Source organism: Nocardia harenae NBRC 108248, assembly GCF_001612885.1.
In the GTDB taxonomy this organism is placed as follows: Bacteria; Actinomycetota; Actinomycetes; order Mycobacteriales; family Mycobacteriaceae; genus Nocardia; species Nocardia harenae.
In genome coordinates this window covers 537,618-559,439 of sequence record NZ_BDBH01000002.1, presented here as the reverse complement: position 1 = coordinate 559,439, position 21,822 = coordinate 537,618, and the positions used below count along the sequence as shown (strand labels likewise).

General features: G+C 72.5%; 17 protein-coding genes. 10 read left to right on the top strand and 7 right to left on the bottom strand.

What is annotated here, in order from left to right; genetic code table 11:
- Nucleotides 1-63: 63 nt before the first annotated feature.
- Complete coding sequence (locus NH2_RS05410) at nt 64-471, top strand: YciI family protein (protein WP_067648974.1); 408 nt, start codon at nt 64-66, stop codon at nt 469-471.
- Nucleotides 471-1,604, top strand: a complete 1,134-nt coding sequence (locus NH2_RS05405) for an RNA polymerase sigma factor (RefSeq protein ID WP_067648971.1) — start codon at nt 471-473, stop codon at nt 1,602-1,604. The genes NH2_RS05410 and NH2_RS05405 overlap by 1 nt, the downstream gene beginning before the upstream one ends.
- Here the strand turns inward: NH2_RS05405 and NH2_RS05400 are convergent.
- Together NH2_RS05400 and NH2_RS05395 are read right to left on the bottom strand one after the other, a co-directional pair.
- Nucleotides 1,599-2,069 (bottom strand): MerR family transcriptional regulator, encoded by a 471-nt coding sequence (locus NH2_RS05400; protein ID WP_067648968.1) that lies wholly within the window; start codon nt 2,067-2,069, stop codon nt 1,599-1,601. The genes NH2_RS05405 and NH2_RS05400 overlap by 6 nt on opposite strands.
- 9 nt (nt 2,070-2,078) lie before the next feature.
- Complete coding sequence (locus NH2_RS05395; RefSeq protein WP_067648965.1) at nt 2,079-2,924, bottom strand: SDR family NAD(P)-dependent oxidoreductase; 846 nt, start codon at nt 2,922-2,924, stop codon at nt 2,079-2,081.
- A 123-nt stretch (nt 2,925-3,047) separates the two neighbouring features.
- Between NH2_RS05395 and NH2_RS05390 the strand changes: the two genes are divergently transcribed.
- The 5 genes from NH2_RS05390 to NH2_RS05370 all read left to right on the top strand — a co-directional run bounded on the left by NH2_RS05390 (nt 3,048) and on the right by NH2_RS05370 (nt 8,398).
- Nucleotides 3,048-3,935: a DUF1295 domain-containing protein gene (locus NH2_RS05390; protein ID WP_084505228.1), complete on the top strand. Its 888-nt coding sequence runs from the start codon at nt 3,048-3,050 to the stop codon at nt 3,933-3,935.
- A 2-nt stretch (nt 3,936-3,937) separates the two neighbouring features.
- Nucleotides 3,938-5,071, top strand: coding sequence for an FAD-dependent oxidoreductase (locus NH2_RS05385; RefSeq protein ID WP_067648962.1), 1,134 nt, complete (start codon nt 3,938-3,940; stop codon nt 5,069-5,071).
- 13 nt (nt 5,072-5,084) lie between these two features.
- Nucleotides 5,085-5,717, top strand: coding sequence for a class I SAM-dependent methyltransferase (locus NH2_RS05380; protein ID WP_067648959.1), 633 nt, complete (start codon nt 5,085-5,087; stop codon nt 5,715-5,717).
- An 88-nt stretch (nt 5,718-5,805) separates the two neighbouring features.
- Nucleotides 5,806-7,149 carry a WS/DGAT/MGAT family O-acyltransferase gene (locus tag NH2_RS05375; protein WP_067648956.1) on the top strand — a complete coding sequence of 448 codons (1,344 nt, stop codon included), beginning with the start codon at nt 5,806-5,808 and terminating at the stop codon, nt 7,147-7,149.
- Between the two features lie 130 nt (nt 7,150-7,279).
- Nucleotides 7,280-8,398 (top strand): nitronate monooxygenase, encoded by a 1,119-nt coding sequence (locus NH2_RS05370; RefSeq protein WP_067648953.1) that lies wholly within the window; start codon nt 7,280-7,282, stop codon nt 8,396-8,398.
- 45 nt (nt 8,399-8,443) lie between these two features.
- On the opposite strand, the gene NH2_RS05365 is transcribed toward NH2_RS05370, so the two are convergent.
- Nucleotides 8,444-9,217, bottom strand: coding sequence for a GntR family transcriptional regulator (locus NH2_RS05365; RefSeq protein WP_067648950.1), 774 nt, complete (start codon nt 9,215-9,217; stop codon nt 8,444-8,446).
- A 111-nt stretch (nt 9,218-9,328) separates the two neighbouring features.
- Between NH2_RS05365 and NH2_RS05360 the strand changes: the two genes are divergently transcribed.
- Both NH2_RS05360 and NH2_RS05355 read left to right on the top strand, forming a co-directional pair.
- Nucleotides 9,329-10,888 (top strand): ABC1 kinase family protein, encoded by a 1,560-nt coding sequence (locus tag NH2_RS05360; protein WP_169811447.1) that lies wholly within the window; start codon nt 9,329-9,331, stop codon nt 10,886-10,888.
- Between the two features lie 176 nt (nt 10,889-11,064).
- A complete protein-coding gene (locus tag NH2_RS05355; protein WP_067648944.1) occupies nt 11,065-13,437 on the top strand; it encodes a lysylphosphatidylglycerol synthase transmembrane domain-containing protein in 2,373 nt (790 codons plus the stop codon).
- Here the strand turns inward: NH2_RS05355 and NH2_RS05350 are convergent.
- The 3 genes from NH2_RS05350 to fadD5 all read right to left on the bottom strand — a co-directional run bounded on the left by NH2_RS05350 (nt 13,434) and on the right by fadD5 (nt 19,287).
- Nucleotides 13,434-15,074: a serine/threonine-protein kinase gene (locus NH2_RS05350; RefSeq protein ID WP_067648942.1), complete on the bottom strand. Its 1,641-nt coding sequence runs from the start codon at nt 15,072-15,074 to the stop codon at nt 13,434-13,436. The two genes, NH2_RS05355 and NH2_RS05350, sit on opposite strands and share 4 nt — an antisense overlap.
- Nucleotides 15,071-17,599 carry a serine/threonine-protein kinase gene (locus tag NH2_RS30090; RefSeq protein ID WP_067648939.1) on the bottom strand — a complete coding sequence of 843 codons (2,529 nt, stop codon included), beginning with the start codon at nt 17,597-17,599 and terminating at the stop codon, nt 15,071-15,073. The genes NH2_RS05350 and NH2_RS30090 overlap by 4 nt, the downstream gene beginning before the upstream one ends.
- A gap of 116 nt (nt 17,600-17,715) precedes the next feature.
- Entirely contained in the window at nt 17,716-19,287 is a 1,572-nt protein-coding gene (gene fadD5, locus NH2_RS05340) for a fatty-acid--CoA ligase FadD5 (protein ID WP_067648936.1), read from the bottom strand.
- A 337-nt stretch (nt 19,288-19,624) separates the two neighbouring features.
- Between fadD5 and NH2_RS05335 the strand changes: the two genes are divergently transcribed.
- On the top strand, nt 19,625-20,599 hold the full coding sequence (locus NH2_RS05335; RefSeq protein WP_067648933.1) for an NAD(P)H-dependent flavin oxidoreductase: 975 nt from the start codon (nt 19,625-19,627) through the stop codon (nt 20,597-20,599).
- Nucleotides 20,600-20,707: 108 nt separating this feature from the next.
- Here the strand turns inward: NH2_RS05335 and NH2_RS05330 are convergent, their stop codons facing one another.
- Complete coding sequence (locus NH2_RS05330; RefSeq protein WP_067648930.1) at nt 20,708-21,667, bottom strand: MBL fold metallo-hydrolase; 960 nt, start codon at nt 21,665-21,667, stop codon at nt 20,708-20,710.
- Nucleotides 21,668-21,822 lie beyond the last annotated feature (155 nt).

Genomic DNA, 21,822 nt, shown 5'->3' with positions numbered 1-21,822 from the left:
GATGTCGAGAACGCGCGGGCCGCTCCGTCCCAGGGGTACACGAACCGAACGAAGGAGCACGACATGGCCAAGTACCTGCTGCTGAAGCACTACCGCGGCGCCCCCGCCTCGGTGCACGACGTGCCCATGGACCGGTGGACGCCGGAGGAGATCACGGCGCACGTGCGGTACATGGAGGATTTCGCGGCCCGGCTGGAGCGCGACGGCGAGTACGTGGATTCGCAGTCGCTCACCGCGACCGGTACCTGGGTGCGCTCGGACGGGCCGGGCAGGCCGCCGGTCACCGACGGCCCGTTCGCCGAGACCAAGGATCTGATCGCGGGCTGGATGATCATCGACGTGGACTCCTACGACCGCGCGCTGGAGCTGGCGGGCGAGCTCTCCGCGGCGCCGGGCAAAGACGGCATCCCGATCCAGGAGTGGCTGGAGATCCGGCCGCTGATGACCGCGCACGGCCCCACCGCGGAGTGATGACCGAGCTCCGCGAGCTGATCCCCGGTGTGCTGGCGGCGCTGGTGCACCGGGGAGCGGATTTCGCGACGGCCGAGGACGCGGTGCAGGAGGCGCTCATCCGCGCGCTCGGCACCTGGCAGGCCAAGCCGCCCGCCGACCCGAAGGGCTGGCTCATCACCACGGCATGGCGCTGCTTCCTCGACCTCGCCCGCTCGGACGCCGCCCGGCGCAACCGGGAGGTCATGGTGTTCGACGAGCCGGAGCCGGGGCCCGCGGCGAGCACCGACGAGACGCTGCGGCTCTACTTCCTGTGCGCGCACCCGAAGCTGACCCCGGCCTCGGCGGTGGCGCTCACGCTGCGCGCGGTCGGCGGCCTCACCACCGCGCAGATCGCGCGGGCGTACCTGGTGCCGGAGGCGACCATGGCGCAGCGGATCAGCCGCGCCAAGCGCACGGTCAGCGGGGTCCGGCTGGACAGCCCCGGCGATCTCGGCACCGTGCTCCGGGTGCTGTACCTGGTGTTCAACGAGGGGTACAGCGGCGATGTCGACCTCGCGGCGGAGGCCATCCGGCTGGCGCGGCAGCTCGCCGCGATCAGCGACGATCCCGAGGTCGCCGGGCTGCTGGCGCTGTTCCTGCTGCATCACGCGCGGCGACCGGCCCGCACCAGCCCGGACGGCAGCCTGGTCCCGCTCGCCGAGCAGGACCGGAGCCGCTGGCAGCGCCCGCTGATCGCCGAGGGGATCGATATCCTGCAGGCCGCACTGGCTCGCGACCGGCTCGGCGAATTCCAGGCTCAGGCCGCCATCGCGGCGCTGCACGCGGACGCGCAGACCGCAGGCGAGACCGACTGGGTGCAGATCGTCGAGTGGTACGACGAGCTGGTCCGGCTCACCGGCAGCCCGGTGGTGCGGCTGAACCGCGCGGTCGCGCTCGGTGCGGCGGACGGCCCGCGGGCCGGGCTGGCCGCGCTCGCCGAGCTGGATCCCGCGCTTCCCCGCTACCTCGCCTCCGCCGCCTACCTGCACGAGCGGGCAGGCGACCTCGCCACCGCCGTGCGGCTGTACGTCGAGGCCGCCGGCGCCGCGCACATCCTGGCCGAGCGCGACCACCTCACCCGCCGGGCCGCCGAGCTACGCGGACGGCTATGACCCGGCGCGCCCGCCGTAGGTCGCGATCTTGTACTCGGTGGCGGCCAGCGAGAGGGTGAGCTCGCGGATGCGGCGGCGGATGGTGTCGCGGTGCTCGAGCAGCATGTCGAGCCGCTCCGGCACCGTGTCCTCGCCGGTGTCGACCAGCCGGACGTAGTGCTGCAGGTCGCGCATGGGCATGCCGGAGAGCCGCATCCGGGTGATGAAGACCAGCCTGCGGATGGCCTCGGCGTCGTAGCGGCGATAGCCGGCGCTGTCCCGGCCGACCTCGACCAGCCCGGCGCGCTCGTAGTAGCGCAGCGTGTGCGGCGAGATGTCGAGCAGCTCGGCCACCTCCGCGATGGACAGCGGCTGCGCGGGCTCGCTCGCCTCGGCCAGGCGGTGCAGCACCTCGATCGAGGCCGCGGCGTCGTCCTCGTCGCCGAGCATGCTCAGCGCCCGGTCCATGAGTTCGTCGGTCGCCATCGGTTCAGTTTAGAACGGGCGGACGGCGGGAGCGGCGTCGGCGAAATCGGCGCTGCGGGCGGTCTCGGCCCAGCGCTCGACCTCGGCGAGGTCGCGACGGTACCCCGCGGTGAGCCGTTCCACGGCCTCCCCGCCGAGCGGCAGCCGCAGCGGCACCTCCTCGCTGTGCGCGAGCCGCACGATGATGGCCGCGGCCTGTGCCGGATCACCCTCCTGTGCGCCGTCCACCCCGGCCATATCGGCGCGCATCGCGGCGAGCGCGTCCCGGTACTCGGCCGCCACCTCGGTGAACTCGAGCTCGGCGTTGAAGGCGGTGCGGAAGCGGCTCGGCTCCACCAGCAGCACCCTGATCCCGAACGGCGCGACCTCGGCGGCGAGCGCCTCGGACCAGCCCTCCAGCGCGAACTTGGAGGCGCTGTAGGCGGAGACACCGGGGAACGAGATCCGCCCGCCCTGGCTGCTCATCTGCACGATGGTGCCGCCGCGCCGCGCGCGCAGCGCAGGCAGCGCGGCGCGGACCAGCGCGGCGGGGCCGAAGAGATGCAGGTCCATGAGGTCGCGCAGCTGCGCGTCGCCGACCTCCTCGACGGCGCCGATCAGCCCGCGGCCCGCGTTGTTCACCAGCACGTCGAGCCGGCCGAACCGCTCGAGGGCGGCGTCGACCAGGGTGGCCGCGGCGGCGGTGTCGCGGGCATCGTGCCGGACCGGAAGCAGGGCGTCGCCCGCCAGGTCGGCGATGCTGTCCGGGTTGCGCACCGCCGCCACCACGGTGTCGCCCGCGGCCAGCGCGGCCTCGGCGAGCGCCCGCCCGAAGCCCTTGGAAGCACCGGTGATGATCCAGTTCAGTGTCGTCATGGCGGCGACGCTACGGATTCGAGCGCGCTCGAACGCAAACACCGGCCAGCAGAACTGAAACGTGTTACATTTCCGCTCCAGCCGGTTCACCGCCGACCCGGCACGGCGCTGCGGGAGGCCGGAATGGAGTCCATCCGAACGAGCAGGGCGCGCTCGCTCGCCGTGGTGACCGGGGCCTATGTGCTCGCCGTCGCGGTGGCGGCGGCCTGGCTGGTGGCCGGGCCGGACACCGGCATGCTCTGGCTGGACACGCTCATCGCGGACATCCTGGCCACCCTGGTGATCTTCGCCTGCAGCCGCGCCGTCGGAAATTCCAGCTGCTACGACCCGTACTGGTCGGTCATCCCGCCACTGCTGCTGCTCTACTGGTGGCTGGAGACGCCGGGGGCCGACACCGTGCGGTGCGCGCTGATCGCGCTGGTGGTGGTCGTGTGGGCGGTGCGGCTGACGGCGAACTGGGTGCTCTCGTTCCCGGGGCTCCGGCACGAGGACTGGCGCTACCCGCAGCTGCGGGAGCGGGCGGGGCGCGGGGAGTTCCTCGCCGATCTCTTCCCCATCCACCTGATTCCCACGGTGATCGTCTTCGCCGGAATGCTGCCGGTGTACGTGGCGGTCACCGCGAACGGGGACGATCTGGCCTGGCTCACCGGGGCGGCCGTGGTGGTCGGGCTGGCGGCGGTGTGGCTGGAGCTGGCGGCCGACACCCAGCTGCGGCGGTTCGCCCGGGATAGGCAGCCGGGCGACGTCATGGATCGCGGGCTGTGGGGGTGGTCGCGGCATCCGAACTACTTCGGCGAGTTCGGGTTCTGGGTGGCGATGGCGCTCTTCGGGATCGCGGCGGCGCCGAGCCAGTTCTGGTGGCTCTGGCTCGGGGCCGCGGCCATGCTGGCCATGTTCCTCGGCGCGAGCATTCCGATGATGGAGCAGCGCAGCCTGGAGCGCAGGCCGGAGTACGGCGCGGTGGTGGAGCGGGTTCCGCGCTTCGTGCCACGGCCGCCGCGCCGGGGCTGACGGTGACCGAAACGGGCGGCGCACGCGCCGGGCGCCGGGTGCTGATCGCCGGGCTCGGGGACAGCGGCGTGCTCACCGCCATCCGGCTGGCCCGGCACTTCGAGGTGGTCGGCGTCTCGGCGGCGCCGGGGCTGGTGAGCGGGCAGGAGCTGGGCTTCCGGCTCACCCGGCCGCGGGAGTGGGCGCGCGACTACTGGATTCCGTTCGACCGGTTCCGCGGGCTGGACCGGGTGCGCACGGTGCATGGCACGCTGACCGGCGCCGATCTGGCGGCGCGAACCGTGACGCTCCGGGATGCCGATGGGGCCGGAAAGCAGGAGCCGTACGACATCCTGGTGATCAGCACCGGTGTGCGCAACGGCTTCTGGCGGGTACCGGAGCTGCGCTCGGATACCGAGGTGGCGCAGCAGCTCCGGGCGGCCCACGAGCAACTGCGCGCGGCACGCAGGATCGCGGTGGTCGGCGGCGGCGCCGCCGCGGTCGGCACCGCCGCCAACCTGGCCCGCACCTGGCCGGAGAAGCGGATCGCGCTCTACTTCCCGCGCGACCGGGCACTCACCGCGCACCACCCGCGCATCTGGGACCGGCTGCGCCACACCCTCACCGCGCTCGGGGTGGAGCTGCACCCCGGCCACCGCGCGGACGAACCCGCCGACGCCATCACCACCGCTCCCGTGCGCTGGCAGACCGGCCAGCCCGACAGCACCGCGGACGCGGTGCTCTGGACCGTCGGCCGCACCACCCCGAACACCGGCTGGCTCCCCGCCACCCTGCTCGACGAGCACGGATTCGTCCGCACCACACCGGAACTGCGCGTCCCCGGCCACCCCGGCGTCTTCGCCATCGGCGACGTCGCCGCCACCGACCCGCTGCGCGGCTCCGCCCGCAATCGGGCCGACGGGCTGCTCGCCCGCAATATCCGCGCCGAGATCGCGGGCCGCGAACTGCGGAGCTACCGCCCACCCCGACGGCGCTGGGGCTCGGTGCTCGGCCCGCAGCCCGATGGCCTCGACGTCTTCGCACCGAACGGGCGGCCGTTCCACTTCCCCGGCTGGTCGCTCGACCGGGTGCTGCGACCGTGGATCGTGCGATGGGGTATCTATCGCGGGGTCCGCGCCAACGCGCCGCTGGATTGATCCGGAGGAACCCATGCCCGACGAAGCCGTCGCCGCAGCCTACGACGCGGTGGCCGAGCTCTACACCGACGTCACCCGCGACCAGGTCGCCACCGACCCGTACGGCCGCGCCCTCTTCACCGCCTTCGCCGAGCAGGTGCGCGGCCCGGTGCTGGACGCGGGCTGCGGCCCCGGCCGGATCACCGCGCACCTGCGCGACCTCGGGCTCGCGATCAGCGGGCTCGACCTCTCCGAGCGATTGATCGAAACCGCCCGGTCCGCGTACCCGGATCTCCGCTTCGACCTGGGCGATCTGAGCGCGCTGCCGCACGGGGACGGCACGCTCGGCGGGATCGTCTCCTGGTACTCGTTCATCCACATCCCGCCCGAGCGGCTGCCGAGCGTGTTCGCCGAGTTCGCCCGCGCGCTCGCGCCCGGCGGAAAACTGCTGCTCGGCTTCTTCGCCGAAGAGCCGGGGGCGCAACCGGCCCCCTTCGACCACCGGGTGATCCGCGCCTACCGCTGGGCGCCGGACCGGCTCGCCGAGCTGCTCGCCGCCGCCGGGTTGACCGCGACCGCCTGGCTGCTCCGGGAGCCGTACCCGAAGGAGCGGTTCCGGCAGGCGATCGTTCTGGCCGAGCGGCATCGGCCCGACGTGTTCCGGTGACCCGGACGGGTATCCGATCCGAGCACGTGATATCCACCACAGTGGGCGCACGCCTCGTGCACACCACCACTGTTCGAAGGGCCTACGCATGGAACTGATCGCACCGATCGACGCCGTTTTCCTGCTGGCCGAATCCCGCGAGCAACCCATGCATGTCGGGTCGGTGCAGATCTTCGAGCCACCGGAGGGGATCGGGCGCGAGTTCGCGCAGACCATCCACGACCACCTGCTCGACTGCGACGAGGTGCAGCCGCGCTTCCGCAAACGTCCGGCGACCATCTTCGGCGCCCCGCGCGCGGCCTGGACCTACGACGACCACGCGGACCTGAGCTACCACGTCCGGCGGGTCGGGCTACCGACGCCCGGCGGCCCGGAGCAGCTGCTCGACCTGGTCTCCGGGCTGCACGGCGCGCTGCTGGACCGGCATCGCCCGCTCTGGGAGTTCCACCTGATCGAGGGGCTGGCCGACGGCCGCTTCGCCATGTACTCGAAGATGCACCACGCGCTGATCGACGGGGTGACCGCGCAGCGGCTGCTGCAGCGCACCCTCTCGCCGGAACCGGCCGAGCCGGGCAATGTGCCGTGGAACCTGCCGCGCCGGGAGAAGGCCGAGAGCGCAAAGGGCAGCTTGCTCGGCGGCGCGCGCGAGCTGGTCTCGATGGCGGCCGGGCCGACGCTGGCCAAGCTGGTCGGGAAGACCGTGCTGAAGCAGCAGGTGGCGATGCCCTTCGACGCGCCGCGCACGCTGTTCAACGTGCCGATCGGCGGCGCGCGGCAGACCGCGGCGCGCTCCTGGCCGCTGGAGCGGCTACAGCAGGTGCGCAAGGCGACCGGCGCCACCATGAACGACGTGGTGCTCGCCATGTCGGCCGGCGCGGTGCGCTCCTACCTGCTCGACCACGACGCGCTGCCGGACAAGCCGCTGATCGCCATGGTGCCGATGTCGCTGCGCGCGCCCGGCGAGGCCGACACCGATGGCGTGAAGGTCGGCGCCATGCTCTGCAACCTCGGCACCGACCGGACCGACCCGGTGCAGCGGTTGCAGGTGATCTCGGAGTCGATGCGGGCCAGCAAGGCGGCCTACGACTCGCTCTCCGCCGTCCAGGCCATGGCGGTCTCGGCGCTCATGCTCAGCCCGCTCGCGGTGACGCTGGTGCCCGGCCTCATCCCGTGGACCAGCCCGCCGTTCAACCTGGTGATCTCCAATGTGCCCGGCACCAGGAAGCCGCTGTACTGGAACGGCGCCCGGCTGGACGCGGCCTACCCGCTCTCCATTCCGTTCGACGGCCAGGCCATGAACATCACGCTGGCGGGCACCGGCGACAACCTGGACTTCGGGCTGGTCGCCTGCCGTCGCACGGTGCCCGACCTGGAGCGCATGCTCGACCACCTGGAGAACGCCCTGAAAGAGCTGGAGCACGCCACCGCCTGAGCATCCCTGTACGGCAAAACTAGAACGTGTTACATTCGACCCGGGAGCCTCGAACGCGCCTGTGCGCGCGGCGGGGCCGCCGAGATTTTTGCAACCCGTTTCACGAGTGCTACAGGGAGACGAGCAGGCCATGCGCACCGAGATCTGTGATCGGCTGGGAATCGAGTTCCCGATCTTCGCCTTCACGCACTGCCGCGACGTCGCCGCCGCCGTGAGCAATGCCGGTGGCCTCGGTGTGCTCGGCGCGGTCGGCTTCACCGCCGAGCAGCTGGAGGTCGAGCTGGCCTGGCTGGACGAGCACGTCAACGGCGTCTACGGCGTCGACCTGGTGATCCCGTCCAAGTACGAGGGCAAGGGCATCGAGGGGCTGAGCCCCGAGGAGCTGGAAGCCCAGCTGGCGCAGATGGTTCCGCAGGGGCACCGCGATTTCGCGGAGAAACTGCTCGCCGACCACGGCGTGCCCGCGCTGCCCGAGGGCGAGCAGCACGCGCAGCTGCTCGGCTGGACCGCGACCACCGCGGGGCCGCAGGTCGAGGTGATCCTGCAGCACCCCAAGGCCAAGCTGGTGGCGAACGCGCTCGGCACCCCGCCCGCCGACGTGATCGAGCAGGTGCAGAGCTCGGGCCGGCTGATCGGCGCGCTCTGCGGCTCGGTCAAGCACGCGCTGAACCACAAGAACGCCGGGCTGGACTTCGTGGTCTGCCAGGGCACCGAGGGCGGCGGGCACTGCGGCGAGGTCTCCTCGCTGGTGCTGTGGCCGCAGGTGATCGACGCCGTCGGCGAGCTGCCGGTGCTGGCCGCGGGCGGCATCGGCAACGGCCGCCAGGTGGCCGCGGCCATGGCGATGGGCGCCGCGGGGGCGTGGACCGGCTCGATCTGGCTGACCGTCGAGGAGGCCAATGTGCCGCCCGCGCAGATGCAGAGCTACCTCGAGGCCACCAGCCACGACACCGTGCGCTCGCGGGCCTGGACCGGCAAGCCGGCCCGGATGCTCAAGAACGACTGGACCGAGGCGTGGGAGCAGGCCGACACCCCCGACCCGCTGCCCATGCCGCTGCAGATGATGGTCGCGCTGGACGGCGTGAAGCGGGGGCACCGCTACCCGGAGGCGGCGAAGGACGTGAACTTCAACCCGGTGGGTCAGGTGGTCGGCCAGCTCAACAAGGTCGAGCGCTCCGCCGACGCGGTGAACCGGCTGATCCAGGAGTACGTGGAGGCCTGCGACCGGCTCACCAAGCTGAACAGCTGACAGGAGTGCGCGCTGTGTAGTCGGCGGGCGCGAGGCGCCCCGGGATCAGGCGGTCGCCGCCCGGGGCGCGTCCTCCTCGGCGGGGCCGAGCAGCAGCTCCTCGAAGCGGGTGACCACCTTGTCGTGGTACATCCCGAAGAGATCCTCGAAGAGCGCGAGCTGCGCCTCGGAGGGCTCCGAGCCGGAATCCCAGACCGCGAGCAGCGCGCGCCAGACCAGCACGTGCAGGTCGGCGGCGCCGGCGAAGTAGGCCTGCACCGCGAGCGGCACCTCGAGCACCATCTCGCCGATGGAGTTCAGGATGGCGCGCTGCATGCTGGAGCCGAGCGCGGAGAGCAGCCTGCGCACCAGCCCGACCTCCAGCGCGAGGATCCGGTGGTGGTCCGGCTCGTCCTGCCTGGCCAGCGATTCCAGCTCGTCCACGGTGGCCTTGAGCTCGGCCGGGTCCAGCCGGTCGGCGCAGCCGGTGTAGGCGAGCAGCGCGTCCATCACGATGCCGCGCTCCACCTCGACGATGTCGTGGAACATCTCCACCGCGACCTCGGGCATCGGCACGGAGAAGCGGAAGAGGTGCCGGTAGACGTCGAGGCCGCCGGCCTCGCGCACGTCGCGAATGGTGAACCCCTTGCCGCGGCGGGCCTCGACGAAGCCGTAGGACTCCAGCCGGCCGAGGGTGAGCTGGGCAGTTGCCCGGTTCATCGAGAACTCCTCGGCCACCTGCCGCACCGAGGGCATGAGCTCCCCCGGGCGGTATTCCCCCGCTGCCACCCGCCGCGCCAGTTCGTCGGCGACATCGGCGACAACCGTTTGGGAACCCATTTCTTCGACAACCTCTCATCTGTGGCGCGTGTCACGTCCCAGACAGTCTAAGGCCTGCGAGGTTCGTTCGCACGTGTGCGAAACTGAGCATCGCACAATGTGAGGTGGCTCATGACCGAACGCGGGGGCACGAGCACTCCCGGCTCCGAAGCCGGTGGTGAGCGGGTTCGCCGATTCCGCAGGGGCGCGGGGTCGGCGGCGGGTTTCGGCCGCACCGGGAACCGGGATGCGGGGCGGTTGCCGGTGCGCTCGGCGGTGCGCGGGGCACGGATCGCCGTACTTCCGGTGGCGTACGCGGGGCGGCAGGCGGCGGGGCTGGGGCGCAAGGCGATCGGGCGCCCGGCCGACGAGGTCGACCGGGATATCCGGCTGCGCACCGCGCAGCACATCTTCGAGGTGCTCGGCGAGCTGAAGGGCTGTGCCGCGAAACTGGGCCAGCTGCTTGCCATCTACGAGCTGGCGCTGCCGGCGGAGATCGCCGAGCCCTACCGGATCGCGCTCTCCCGGCTGCAGGACTCCGGCCCGGTCATGCTGCCGTCGGTGGTGCGCGCCGTCATGGCCGAGAGCCTCGGCCCCGAGTGGCGTTCGCGCTTCCGGGAATTCGACGACCGGCGGGCCTGCGCGGCCTCGATCGGGCAGGTGCACCGCGGGGTCTGGCAGGACGGCACGCCGGTCGCGGTGAAGCTCATGTACCCGGGCGGGCGGGCCGCGGTGGCCGCCGACCTCAAGCAGCTGCGCCGGCTCAGCACGGTGGCGAAGGTCTTCCTGCCCAGCGCCGACGTGTTCGGGGTGACCGAGGCGATCTGCGACTGCGTCGAGCGGGAGCTGGATTTCGCGGCCGAGGCGGAGAGCCAGCGCGCCTTCGCCGCGGCCTACGCCGACGACCCGGACATCCGCGTCCCGCGGGTGATCGCGCAGTGCGGCGACGTGCTGGTGACCGAGTGGCTGGACGGCACACCGGTTCCGGCGGTGGTCGAGCGCGGCAGCAGGGAGCAGCGGGACCGGGTCGGCATGCTGCTCGTCCGCTTCATGGCCTCGACCTGGCTGCGCAGCGGGCTGCTCTACACCGACCCGCACCCGGGCAACTTCCGGCTGCTGCCGGACGGCAGGCTCGGCGTGCTCGACTTCGGCGCCTGCCTGCCCTGGCCGCCGGAGGGGTTCGACGCGCTCGCCGAGGACTACACCCAGGCGCTCTTCCGTGGCGGCCCCGACGATCTCGGCAGCACCGCGCGCAGGCACGGCTTCGCCGAGCCGGACCGGCCGATCGACGACGGCGCGCTCTACAAGGTGGTCTCGTCCTGCATGGAGCCGCTGCGCCACGACACCTACCGCCTCAGCAACCCGTGGCTGCGCAAACACGTGCTGCGGGTGACGAATCCGCGGCTCTCCAACATCATGCGGCAGCTGACCATGCCGGTCTCCATGACGCCGTTCGCGCGCGCGGTCCTGACCGCGGTCGGCGCGCTCTGCCAGCTGGAGGCGGAGACCTCGTACCGGGACGAGATCGCGCGCTGGTTCCCGCACCTCGACGCCATCGCGTACGGGACGGCGGAGCCGGGCGAGCCGGAGGACGCGCCGGGGCGGCTGCAGGGCCCGGTCGAGCTGGCGCTCGTGCGAGAACGCAGGCGTCAGGGCAGGCAGCCGCGCTCCTCCATCGAGCGAACCGGGTAATCGGGCGGGTCGTCTGAGACACATTGTCTCAAGATGATGTGACCACCGACACGCAGATCGACCGGCGGCATCGGACCGCCGCGTACCCGGCGCAACCACTGTGTGCTGGTATGTATCGTGCGCCTGGGAGCACGCGGCCCCGCGTCTCGAAGACGATCCGAAAGTACCGATACGCCATGCGAGTCGACGGGCGGGAAATTCCGGTCACCGGCAGCCTGTTGCCGCCGCTGACCAGGCGTACCAGCGATGTCATTCGCGTGGTGCTCGCCGCGCTCGGCGTCGGGGTGGTCGTGATCGGCTCGGTGATCACCCGGCCGGAGTGGCTGGCGCTGGAGCGCTCGGTCTCCAACATCATCGGCTTCCTGAACCCGGCGCAGTCCAATCTGGTCTATCTCTGCTATGGCGTCGCCATTCTGATCCTGCCCTTCGCCATCCTGATCGAGCTGGTCTGGAAGCGGCAGTGGAAGCTGATGGCCGGGTACGCGGCGGCCGGGCTGGTGGCCGGGCTGCTGCTCTCCATCACCGGCACCGGGCTCTCCGCGCCGCAGTGGCACCTGCAGGTACCGGACCGGCTGGACACCTTCCTCTCCCAGTTCCTCGACGACCCGCGCTGGATCGCGGGGGCCGCCGCGGTGCTCACCGTCTCCAGCCCGTGGCTGCCGACCAGGGTGCGGCGCTTCATGTGGTTCCTGCTGCTCGCCTTCGCCCCGATCCACCTGGTGGTGAGCACGGTGGTCCCGGCCCGCGCCATGTTCGGGCTGGCGGTGGGGTGGCTGGTGGGCGCGGTGATCGTGCTCGTGGTCGGGACGCCTGCGCTGGAGGTGCCGCTGGACGCCGCGGTGCGGCTGCTGGCCGGGCGCGGCCGCACCGTCACCGCGTTCACCGTGGTCCGCCCGGCCGGGCCGGGCCCGCTGGTGCTGGCCGCCGCGGTGGACGGCGCCGAGCGCGAGCTGATCGTCGACCTCTACGGCAAGAACCAGCGCAGCCACAGCGCGCTGCGCCAGCTCTGGCGCTGGCTCACCTTCCGCAGCAGCGAGACGCCGTCGCCGTACGGCTCCATGCACCGCGCGGTGGAGCACCGCGGGCTGCTCGCGCTCGCGGTGCGCGATGCCGGGGTCGCCGCGCACGAGCCGATCGCGGTGAGCAGGCTGGCCCGCGGCTGGTCGCTGTACGCGCACTCGGTGCCGCACGGCAGGCCGCTCGCCGAGTCCGACGCCGGGATCCTGCCCGCCGTCTGGGCGGCGCTCGGCGCCCTGCGCGAGCGCCAGATCGCCCACGGCGACCTGCGGCCGAGCGAGATCCGGGTGCGCGACGGCGCGGTGCTTGTCGGCGGCTTCGCCAGCGCCGAGTACGGCGCCAGCGACACCCAGCTGCAATCCGACATCGCGCAGCTGCTGGTGACCACCACCTCGCTCTTCGGCAGGGAGGCCGCGGTGCGCGCGGCCATCGACGCGCTCGGCGAGCAGGCGGTGCTGGAGGCCTCGCGGCGGCTCACCAAGTTCGCGCTGCCGCCCGGTATGCGGCGCTCGGTGCCGGACTGGAGCGACCGGATCGCCGAGGCCCGCTCCGAGGTGCGCAAGCAGACCGGGCAGGACCGGATCGAGGCACAGCAGATCACCCGGTTCAGCCGCAACCAGATCATCCAGCTGGTGCTGCTGGTCGGGCTGGTCTACGTGGCCTACCCGTTCATCAGCGCGGTGCCGACCTTCTTCACCCAGCTGCGCACCGCCAACTGGTGGTGGGCGCTGCTCGGGCTCGGCATCTCCTCGCTCACCTACGTCGGCGCCGCCGCCGCGCTCTGGGCCTGCGCATCCCGCGGGATCAGCCTGTGGGGGCTGATCGTCATGCAGATCGCGAACACCTTCGCCGCCACCACGACACCGGCCCGGGTCGGCGGGCTCGCGCTGAGCGTGCGGTACCTGCAGAAGGGCGGGCTGGGCGCGGTGCGCGCCACCGCGGCGGTCGCGCTGCAGCAGGCGGTGCAGGTGCTGACCCACATCGTGCTGCTGCTGGTGTTCAGCGTGGCCGCGGGCACCTCCGCCGACCTCTCGCACTTCGTGCCGGACGCCACCGTGCTCTACCTGATCGCCGGGGTCGGCGTCGGGATCGTCGGCACCTTCACCTTCGTGCCGAAACTGCGCGGCTGGCTCAACGATTCGGTGCGGCCGCAGCTGCAGGAGGTGCTCGGGGAGCTGGTCCTGCTCGCCCGCGACCCGAAGCGCTCGCTGATCATCGTGGTCGGCTGCGGCGCCATCACGCTGGGCCAGGCCGGGGCGCTGTGGGCCTCGGTGCAGGCGTTCGGCGGGGGAACCACCTTCATCACGGTCACCATCGTCACCATGATCGGCGGCACGCTGGCCTCGGCGGCGCCGACGCCGGGCGGGGTCGGGGCGGTGGAGGCGGCGCTGATCGGCGGGCTCGCGGCGTTCGGGCTGCCCGCCGAGGTCGCGGTGCCGTCTGTGCTGCTGTACCGGGTGCTGACCTGCTGGTTGCCGGTGTTCTGCGGGTGGCCGATCATGCGGTGGCTTGGGGCGCAGAACAAGATCTAGGCGGGTGTCAGGGTGCCGCGCAGGGTGGTGCCGAGCGGGCCGGGAAAGCTGTAGCCGATGCTGCCGTCCGGGTTGGCGGTGAGGGTGGAGACGCTGCCGTCGTCGGTGCAGTCGGCCGGGCCGCCGGTGAGGGTCGCGCGCAGCGAGACCTCGGTGTCGCTGGCGGCGAGCAGGGTTTCGGTCCGGCTGCAGGTCTGGCTGAAGATCACGCCGGTATTGCTGGACTCGCCGACCTCCTCGCCGACCTGGCCGGCGCGCAGAGTCAGCTCGATATCGAGCGCGGCCAGGCCGTCGGTGACGCGGCCCTTCCAGGTGCCCGCGAAGCGGTCGGGGAGGGCGGGGATCTCGCCGGTGGCCTCGGTGGTCTCGGTCGGGTCGTCGCCGGAGGTGGGTTCGGCGGTGGTGGTGCCGGTCGTCACGGTGACGTCACCGACGGTACCGCCGCCGCCGCGGAGCGCGAGCGTGACGCCCGCGGCGATGGCGAAGACCAGCAGCACCGCGGTCACGGCGAGGAGGGCGTTGCGGCGGACGGTCCTCCGAGGCGCCCGGCCGGGGACGGCGGGGGCGGTGCCGTGGTCGAAACCGGCCGGTGCCTGGACTCGGTAATACGCGGCGGGTGGAGTGTGCGGCGCACCGGGGTGGTTGTGCGCGGAGCCCGCCTGCGGGATGCCCGGGGCGTCGACGGTGGCGGCGAGGCGCTGATCGTGGCCCGTGGGCGGGGTGAACCGTGCGGCGGGCGGCGGGGTGTGCTCGGCGCCGGTCGCCCAGTTCACCGTGGCGGGGGCGACGGTGGCGGCGGTGCCGTGGTTCCAGGCGACCGGGCCGTCGGTGAGCGCGCGGCGCGCGGCGTCGACGAGCTCGGTGGCGGTGCCGAAGCGGTCGGCCGGGTCCTTGGCCAGGGCGCGGGCCAGCACGTCGTCCAGCGCGGGCGGGACGCCGGGGCGCAGCTCGCCGAGGCGCGGCGGCGGTTTGTAGAGGTGGCCGAAGATCTGCTCGGCGACGCTCTCGCCCGCGAAGATCTTGCCGCCCAGAATGCACTCGGCAAGCACGCAGCCGAGCGCGTAGATGTCGGCGGCCGGGCCCGCGACGCCCTCGAACCGCTCCGGCGCCATGTAGGCGATGGTGCCGAGCGAGGCGCCGGTGCTGGTGAGGCCGGTTTCGTCGTCCGGCTTGGCAATGCCGAAATCGATCAGGTAGGCGAAGCCGGTGCGGTCGATGAGGATATTGCCCGGCTTGATGTCGCGGTGCACCAGCCCGGCTGCGTGCGCGCCGTCCACCGCGGCGCCGATCTGGGCCAGTAGTTCCACCGCGCGCACCGGCGGCATGGGGCCGCGCTCGCGCAGCAGTGCGCTCACGTCGACGCCGTCGACCAGCGCCATATCGATGTAGAGCTGGTCGCCGACCCTGCCGAACGAGTGGATCGCCACCAGGTGCGGGTTGCTCAGCCGCGCCGCCACCCTGGCCTCGCGCTCGAAGCGGCGGCGGAACTCCTCGTCGTCCGCGAGCTCGGCGGGCAGCACCTTGAGCGCGACGAAGCGCTGGGTCGGCTGGTGGAAGGCGCGCCAGACCTGGCCCATGCCGCCGCGGCCGATCACGGAGTCCAGGCGGTATTCGCCGAACCACCTGGTTGCGTTCACAGGGGGGTGCCCGCAGGCAGCGGCGTCGGCTCGGTGGTCGAAGTGGTCACGTCGGAATCATGCCCCGGTGCGGAGCTGAGGGTGGGGGTACCGGTCACCCGCGCGGAGGTGGTGGTCGGCTCGGTGACCGGACCGGATGCCGCGGTGCCCGGCGCCGGACCGCCGGGCTCGGTGACCGGGCCGGATGCCGCGGTGCCCGACGTCGGACCGCCGGGCTCGGCTACCGGGATCGGTGCGGGCTCGATGGGGGCGGCGGCGGGCTGGGTGGGGAGGCTCGGCTGGGTGGTGGTCTCGGTCGCCGTCGTGGTGGCGGGGGCCGTCGTCGTCGGCGGCGTGGTCGGTGGCTCCGTCGTGGTGGGCTGGGGCGTGGTCGGCGGGAGCGTGGTCGGCGGCGGGACGGTGGTCGGCGGCGGTGGCGGCGGCTCCGGCCTGCTGGTGATCGGGGCACCGGCAGGCACCGAGGGCAGGGGCGGACGCACGGCCCCCGCCGGCGGTGCCGGTATCGCCGCTTCGCCCACCGGCGCCGGTACGAGCACGGGTTCGGGGCGCGTGCCCGGCATCTCCACCGCGATCGGCGCGCCCGAGGTGGGCGCCGAGTGCGGCGACGGCGCGGCCACGCCGGGGAGCTGCGGGCCGGGCGAGCTTTCGGCCGGGCCGATGATCGAGGTCGGGGCGGTGCCCGCCTCCTCACTCGGGCCGTCCGGAGCTGCCAGCAGCAGGGTCGTGGTCAGCACACCCGTGCCGAGGACGCCGAGCACCACCGCCGCCGCGCGGACCGGAAGCGGTTTCGGGATGGGCGGTTTGGGCGCGACGTCGATCGGGTCGCGCAGGATCACGCGGTTGCGGCCGATGGGTGGCGCCGGAACCGGCTCGGGCAGCACCGGCGTCGGCTCGCCCGCGCTCGGGCGGTCCGATTCCGGCTCCCCGGCAGGTGGCTCGACGTCGTCCGCCGACGGCGCTGCCTTTTCGGCGGCGGGATCCGGAGCGCCGTCCGCAACCGCGAGAACCGGCGCCGCAGCGTCACCCGCGAGCGCGGGCGCCTCCGCGTCGGCGGCCGCGGGCGTGGGCGCTTCCCCGTCGGCGCCCGCGAACGCTTCCGAGTCGGCAGCGGCGGGCGTGGGCAGCTCCGCGTCGGCGGCGCTCGAGACGGCAGCGGCGGGCGTGGGCAGCCCCGCGTCGGCGGCGCTCGAGACGGCAGCGGCGGGCGTGGGCAGCCCCGCGTCGGCGGAGCGCGAGACGGGATCGGCGGGCGTCGGCGCGAGCAACTTCGCGACGGCATCCGGCTCCACCGCGTCCGCAGGCACCTCCGCCGCACTCGGCACCGGCTCGGCAGCCGCGGGCGTTTCCGCGACGGCGTCCGCGGGATCAGCTTCGCCGGCGACTTCCGGCGCGGGATCATCGTCGCCAGCGACTTCCGGCGCGGGCTCGGCAGCCGCGAGCGCGGGCGTCAGCGCCGCGGAATCCGCGGGACGGCCCTCGGAAACGGACTCCGAATCATCCGGCAGCACCGGCGTCGCGGCGGCTTCGAACTCCGCCGAAGCCACGGACTTCGCCGCACGCGCGGGCGACTCCGTCTCGTCCCCCGCCCCGAGCACAGGCGTAGCAACCCCGCGCACCACCAACCGCTCGGCCCCGGACTCCGCCGAACCCGGCGACGGCGAAACCACCGCAGGCAGCACCACCGGCTCGGAGAGGGGCACTTCATCCGCCTCCAGCGCCGCCCAGGCGGCCAGCGCGAACTCGGTAGCGGTCGCGAACCGGTCCTCCGGCTTCTTGGCCAGCGCCTTCGCGATCACCCGATCCAGCGCGGGCGGCACGCCTGCGACCACCGTGCTGGGCCGGGGCGGCGCGTGGTTGAGGTGCGCGTTGATCTGCTCGGCATGGCTGTCACCGGGAAAGGCCCTGCGCCCGGTGAGGCACTCCACCAGCACGCAGCCGAGCGAGTAGATATCGCTGCGCGCCGTCGCCACGCCGTCGAACCGCTCCGGCGCCATGTAGGCGATGGTGCCGATGGCGACGCTGCCGGTGGTGAGCGCCGTCCCGTCCCGCGGCCTGGCGATCCCGAAGTCGATGAGGTACGCGAAGTCGTTGCGGCTCACCAGCACATTGCCCGGTTTGATGTCGCGGTGCACCAGCCCGGCGGCGTGCGCGGCGTCCACCGCGGAGGCGACCTGACCGAGCAGGTACACGGCCCGCTCGGGGGCGATCCGCCCGCCGTCGATGAGCAGCGCGGCGAGATCGTCACCGTCGATCAGCGCCATATCGATGTAGAGCTGGTCGCCGACCCGCCCGTAGGAGTGGATGGCGACCACGTGCGGATCACTGAGCCGCGCCGCGACCCGCGCCTCCCGCTCGAAGCGACGGCGGTACTCCTCGTCGTCGGCCGCGGCGGCGGGCAGCAGTTTGAGCGCGACGAACCGCTCGGTCGGTGCGTGCCAGGCCCGCCAGACCCGGCCCATCCCGCCCCGGCCGACTTCCCGGTCGAGCCGATACTCGCCGAACCAGCGCTCCCCCGCCTCTGTCATTCCTTCTCAACCTGCCGATCGCCGTCGGCCCACCACGCGCGCGACGGGCCGACCCCAATTGTTCCACGATCGGCCCTTCCGGTGCCCGCCGGATTCCGCCGGGCACCGGAACAAGATCAGGACGAGAACTCTTTCCGCAACTGCACCTTCACGACCTTGCCGCTGGCATTGCGCGGCAGCTCCGCGACCACCACCAGATCCTTCGGGTGCTTGTACCGGGCCAGGCTCTCGTTCAGGAAGGGCTCCAGCTCCTCGAGCGTGAGCTCGGCATCGGCGTCGAGCAGCGCGACCACCGCGACCGGCACCTCGCCCCACTTCTCGTGCGCCCGCCCGATCACCGCGGCCTCGCGGATCTTCGGGTGCGCGAAGAGCACGTTCTCCACCTCGGCGCAGTAGATGTTCTCGCCGCCCGAGATGATCATGTCCTTCTTGCGGTCGACCACCCAGACGAAGCCCTCGTCGTCCTGCTTGACCAGGTCACCGGAGTGGAACCAGCCGCAGGCGAAGGCATCGGCGGTGGCCTCTGGCTTGTTCCAGTAGCCCTGCATGAGGGTCGGGCCGCGGTAGACGATCTCGCCGATCTCGCCGGGGGCGACGTCGTTCATCTCGTCGTCGACCACGCGGGCCTGGATGGTCGGGATGGGCTTGCCGACCGACCCCAGCTTGCGCAGCGCGTCCTTGCCCTCGAGCACGCAGGTGATCGGCGACATCTCGGTCTGCCCGAACACCGCGACATTGGAGGCGTTCGGGAAGCACTCCGCCATCGCCTCCAGCACGCTGTTCGAGGCGGGGGCCGCGCCCCAGCTCAGCACCTCGAGCGCCGTCTTGCGCTCCTTGACCCCTGGCACGGCGCAGATGGCCTGCCACTGCGCGGGGACGCAGAAGGCGGTGGTCGCGCCCTCGGCCTCGACCGCGTCCAGGAACTCGACCGGGTCGAAGGCGCCGAGCGGGTGCAGCACGGTCTTGGAGCCGAGCATGAAGGCGGGCGCGAGGCTGCCGAGCCCGGCGATGTGGAAGAGCGGCGAGGTGCAGAAGCCGACCGTGTCCGGGGTGGAGGAGAGCGCGCGGATACAGGTCAGCGCCTGCCCGTTCATGTTCGCGTAGGAGAGCACCGCGCCCTTGGGGCTGCCGGTGGTGCCCGAGGTGTACATGATGAGCGAGGGGGTGTCCTCCGGGATGTCGCGCGGGACGTGGCGCTCGCCCTCCTCGGCAAGCGCGTCGTCGAAGCCGATCACGCCGTCGCCGGAGGCGCCGTTGATCACGAAGACCGACTCCAGCCCCTGCGCCTGCGCCCGCACCGCGACGGCGAGCGGCTGCAGCAGGCTGTCGGTGACGACCGCCTTGGCGCCGCTGTCGCTCACGATGTAGGCGACCTCGGGCGGGGTGAGCCGGAAGTTCACCGGCACCGCGATGGCGCCGAGCGCGTTGATGCCGAACACCGCCTCCAGGTACTCGGGGTAGTTCAGCGCCAGGATGAGCACCCGGTCGCCGAAGCCGACGCCGCGGCGGGCCAGCGCGTCCGCGAACTTCAGCGAGCGCTCGTGCAGCTGCCGCCACGTGGTGTCGGCGCCCTTGAACCGCAGCGCCACCGCGTCCGGCCGCATCAGCGCGTGCGTCGCGAGCTGGTTGTTCCAGTGGTTGCGACGCGAGCGGATCGGCTCGTCCAGCGCCTGTGCACCTGTGGTCATCCCACGAACTCCTCTCGAACCGCCACCCGCGGTGAGTCCTGAGTGACCCACGCCACCGACGGCAGGTTTCGGGCCAGAATAACAACTAACTTTTCCGGTGGGCAACAGCTCCGGATGGGAATCTCGGTTCAGGAGACGAATCTGGGTTTTTCCTCTCAGTATCGAGGTGGAACTGCTGTTTTTCCCTCCCCTCCGGGTGATCTTCCCGGACAATCACGGAGGCCGATTGCGAATCTCGGCTCACTTGTGGGTTGTAGCCGGGTGGATCGCCGTGTCACGATCGTCGGGTGCGGGGCGATTTCCGGCACGCCCGCGCGAACACTGAGGAGAGAGCGCAATGCTGCGGACCAGGTTCACCGAGACATTCGGCGTGGAGCACCCGATCGTGCAGGGCGGCATGATGTGGGTCGGCCGGGCCGAGCTCGTCGCGGCCGTCGCGAACACCGGCGCGCTCGGCTTCATCACCGCGCTGACCCAGCCCACCCCCGACGACCTGCGCAAGGAGATCGCGCGGACCCGGGAACTCACGGACAAGCCGTTCGGCGTCAACCTCACCATCCTGCCCTCGATCAACCCGCCGCCGTACGAGGAGTACGCGCGGGCCATCATCGAGAGCGGCATCAAGATCGTCGAGACCGCGGGGAGCAACCCGGAGCCCTTCCTGCCCGCCTACCGCGAGGCCGGGGTGAAGGTGCTGCACAAGTGCACCAGCGTCCGGCACGCGCTGAAGGCGCAGAAGATCGGCGTCGACGGCGTGAGCATCGACGGCTTCGAGTGCGCCGGGCACCCCGGCGAGGACGACGTGCCCGGGCTGATCCTGATCCCGGCCGCGACGAGGGTGCTGGACATCCCGGTGATCGCCTCGGGCGGTATCGCGGATGCCCGCGGCCTGGTCGCCGCGCTGGCGCTGGGCGCGGACGGGGTGAACATGGGCACCCGCTTCCTCTGCACCGCGGAGTCCTCCATCGACCAGAAGGTCAAGGAGCAGATCGTGGCCAACTCCGAGCTGGACACCCAGCTCATCTTCCGCACCCTGCGCAATACCGCGCGGGTCGCGGACAATGCCATCAGCCGCAAGGTGGTCGAGATCGAGAAGGCGGGCGGCACCTTCGAGGACGTGCGCGAGCTGGTCGCCGGCGCGCGCGGTCGCAAGGTGTTCGAGGAGGGCGATCTGGATGCGGGCATCTGGTCGACCGGTCTGGCGCAGGGGCTGATCGAGGACATCCCGACCTGCGCGGTGCTCGTCGAGCGGATGGTGCGGGAGGCAACGGAGCTGATCACCGCGCGGCTCGCGGAGCTGGTCGCCCCCTAGGGACGTCGCCGCCGCGAACGGCGAAAAGCGGCGGTGACCTGGGTGCCGCGCAGGGGAGGCCCTGCGCGGCACCCGCATTTCTGCCGGGCGTGTCGGGCCGGCCCTGCGCTAGCGCTGCGGATTGCGGGCGGCGCGGGCGGTGACCGCGGCGTGGTCGTGGCTCGCGATGAGCTCGATGCCGTCGGGGAGCGTGTGCAGGCGGTGGATGGTGGCGAAGGCGGCGTCCCGGTCGGCGTCGAAGAGCTGACCCGGCATGGGAGCCTTCTCGCGCAGCGTGTCCACCTGGAGTTTGCTCCAGACGGCGTCGCCCGCGAGCAGCACCCGGCTGCCGTCGTCGACCGCGAGCAGCACGCCGACGCTGCCTGGGGTGTGGCCGTGCAGGTCGACCAGCAGCACCGAACCGTCGCCGAAGAGGTCATGGCTGCGCGGGAAGCCGAAGACCGGAGGGCCGTCCAGCTCGAGCGGCTCGGTGCCGCGGCCGCGCAGCGGGCCGCGGGCGACGCCGATGGGGGCGCGCGGCCCGGCCAGCGCCCAGTCCCGCTCGACGGCGGGCAGCCGCAGCGGCACCTGCTCGGGCAGCTCGAGCAGGCCGGAGACGTGGTCCCAGTGCAGGTGGGTGGGGAGCACGAAGTCGATCGAGTCCACCGCGACGTCGCGCGCGGCCAGCGCGTCGGCCAGCCCGAGCACCGGCTTATCCGGGGCGACCAGCAGCGGCACCGGGAAGGGCAGCTCGGGCAGCACCCGCTCGTGCACGCCGGAGCAGAGCGCCGGGTCGACGAGGAACCGCGCCTTCGGGTGCTCGATGAGGAAACTGCCCATGGCCAGCGTCGTGCGGCCGAGGTCGCGAACGCCCTCGGCGAGGATGGTGGTCGGCACGTGCATGGTGGCCTGGGTGATGGCGGTCAGCGCGACCGTCGCCCGTGCGGGCGGCGGGTCGGTGAGCCGTACTCCGGCGAGCAGCGCGGTGTCCGGTTTGCGGGGGCGGAGCAGCCGCCCCGGGGTCGCGGCGAGTGCGGCGCAGCAGCGCAGCAGGGTCGGCACCGTCGCGGTGCGGTCGTCTCCCGGCATGGGGCCACTGTAGCGACGCCCGGTCCCGGCGGGAGCGCTCGGCGGCCTGCCCGCGGCGGGCCGGGCCGCGCCTCGATGGCCCCGTGGCCTCGGCTTGCGCGGCAGCGCGGATCGCGCACCGCCCGCGCGCTGACCCTCCGCCGCCCCGATCTGCG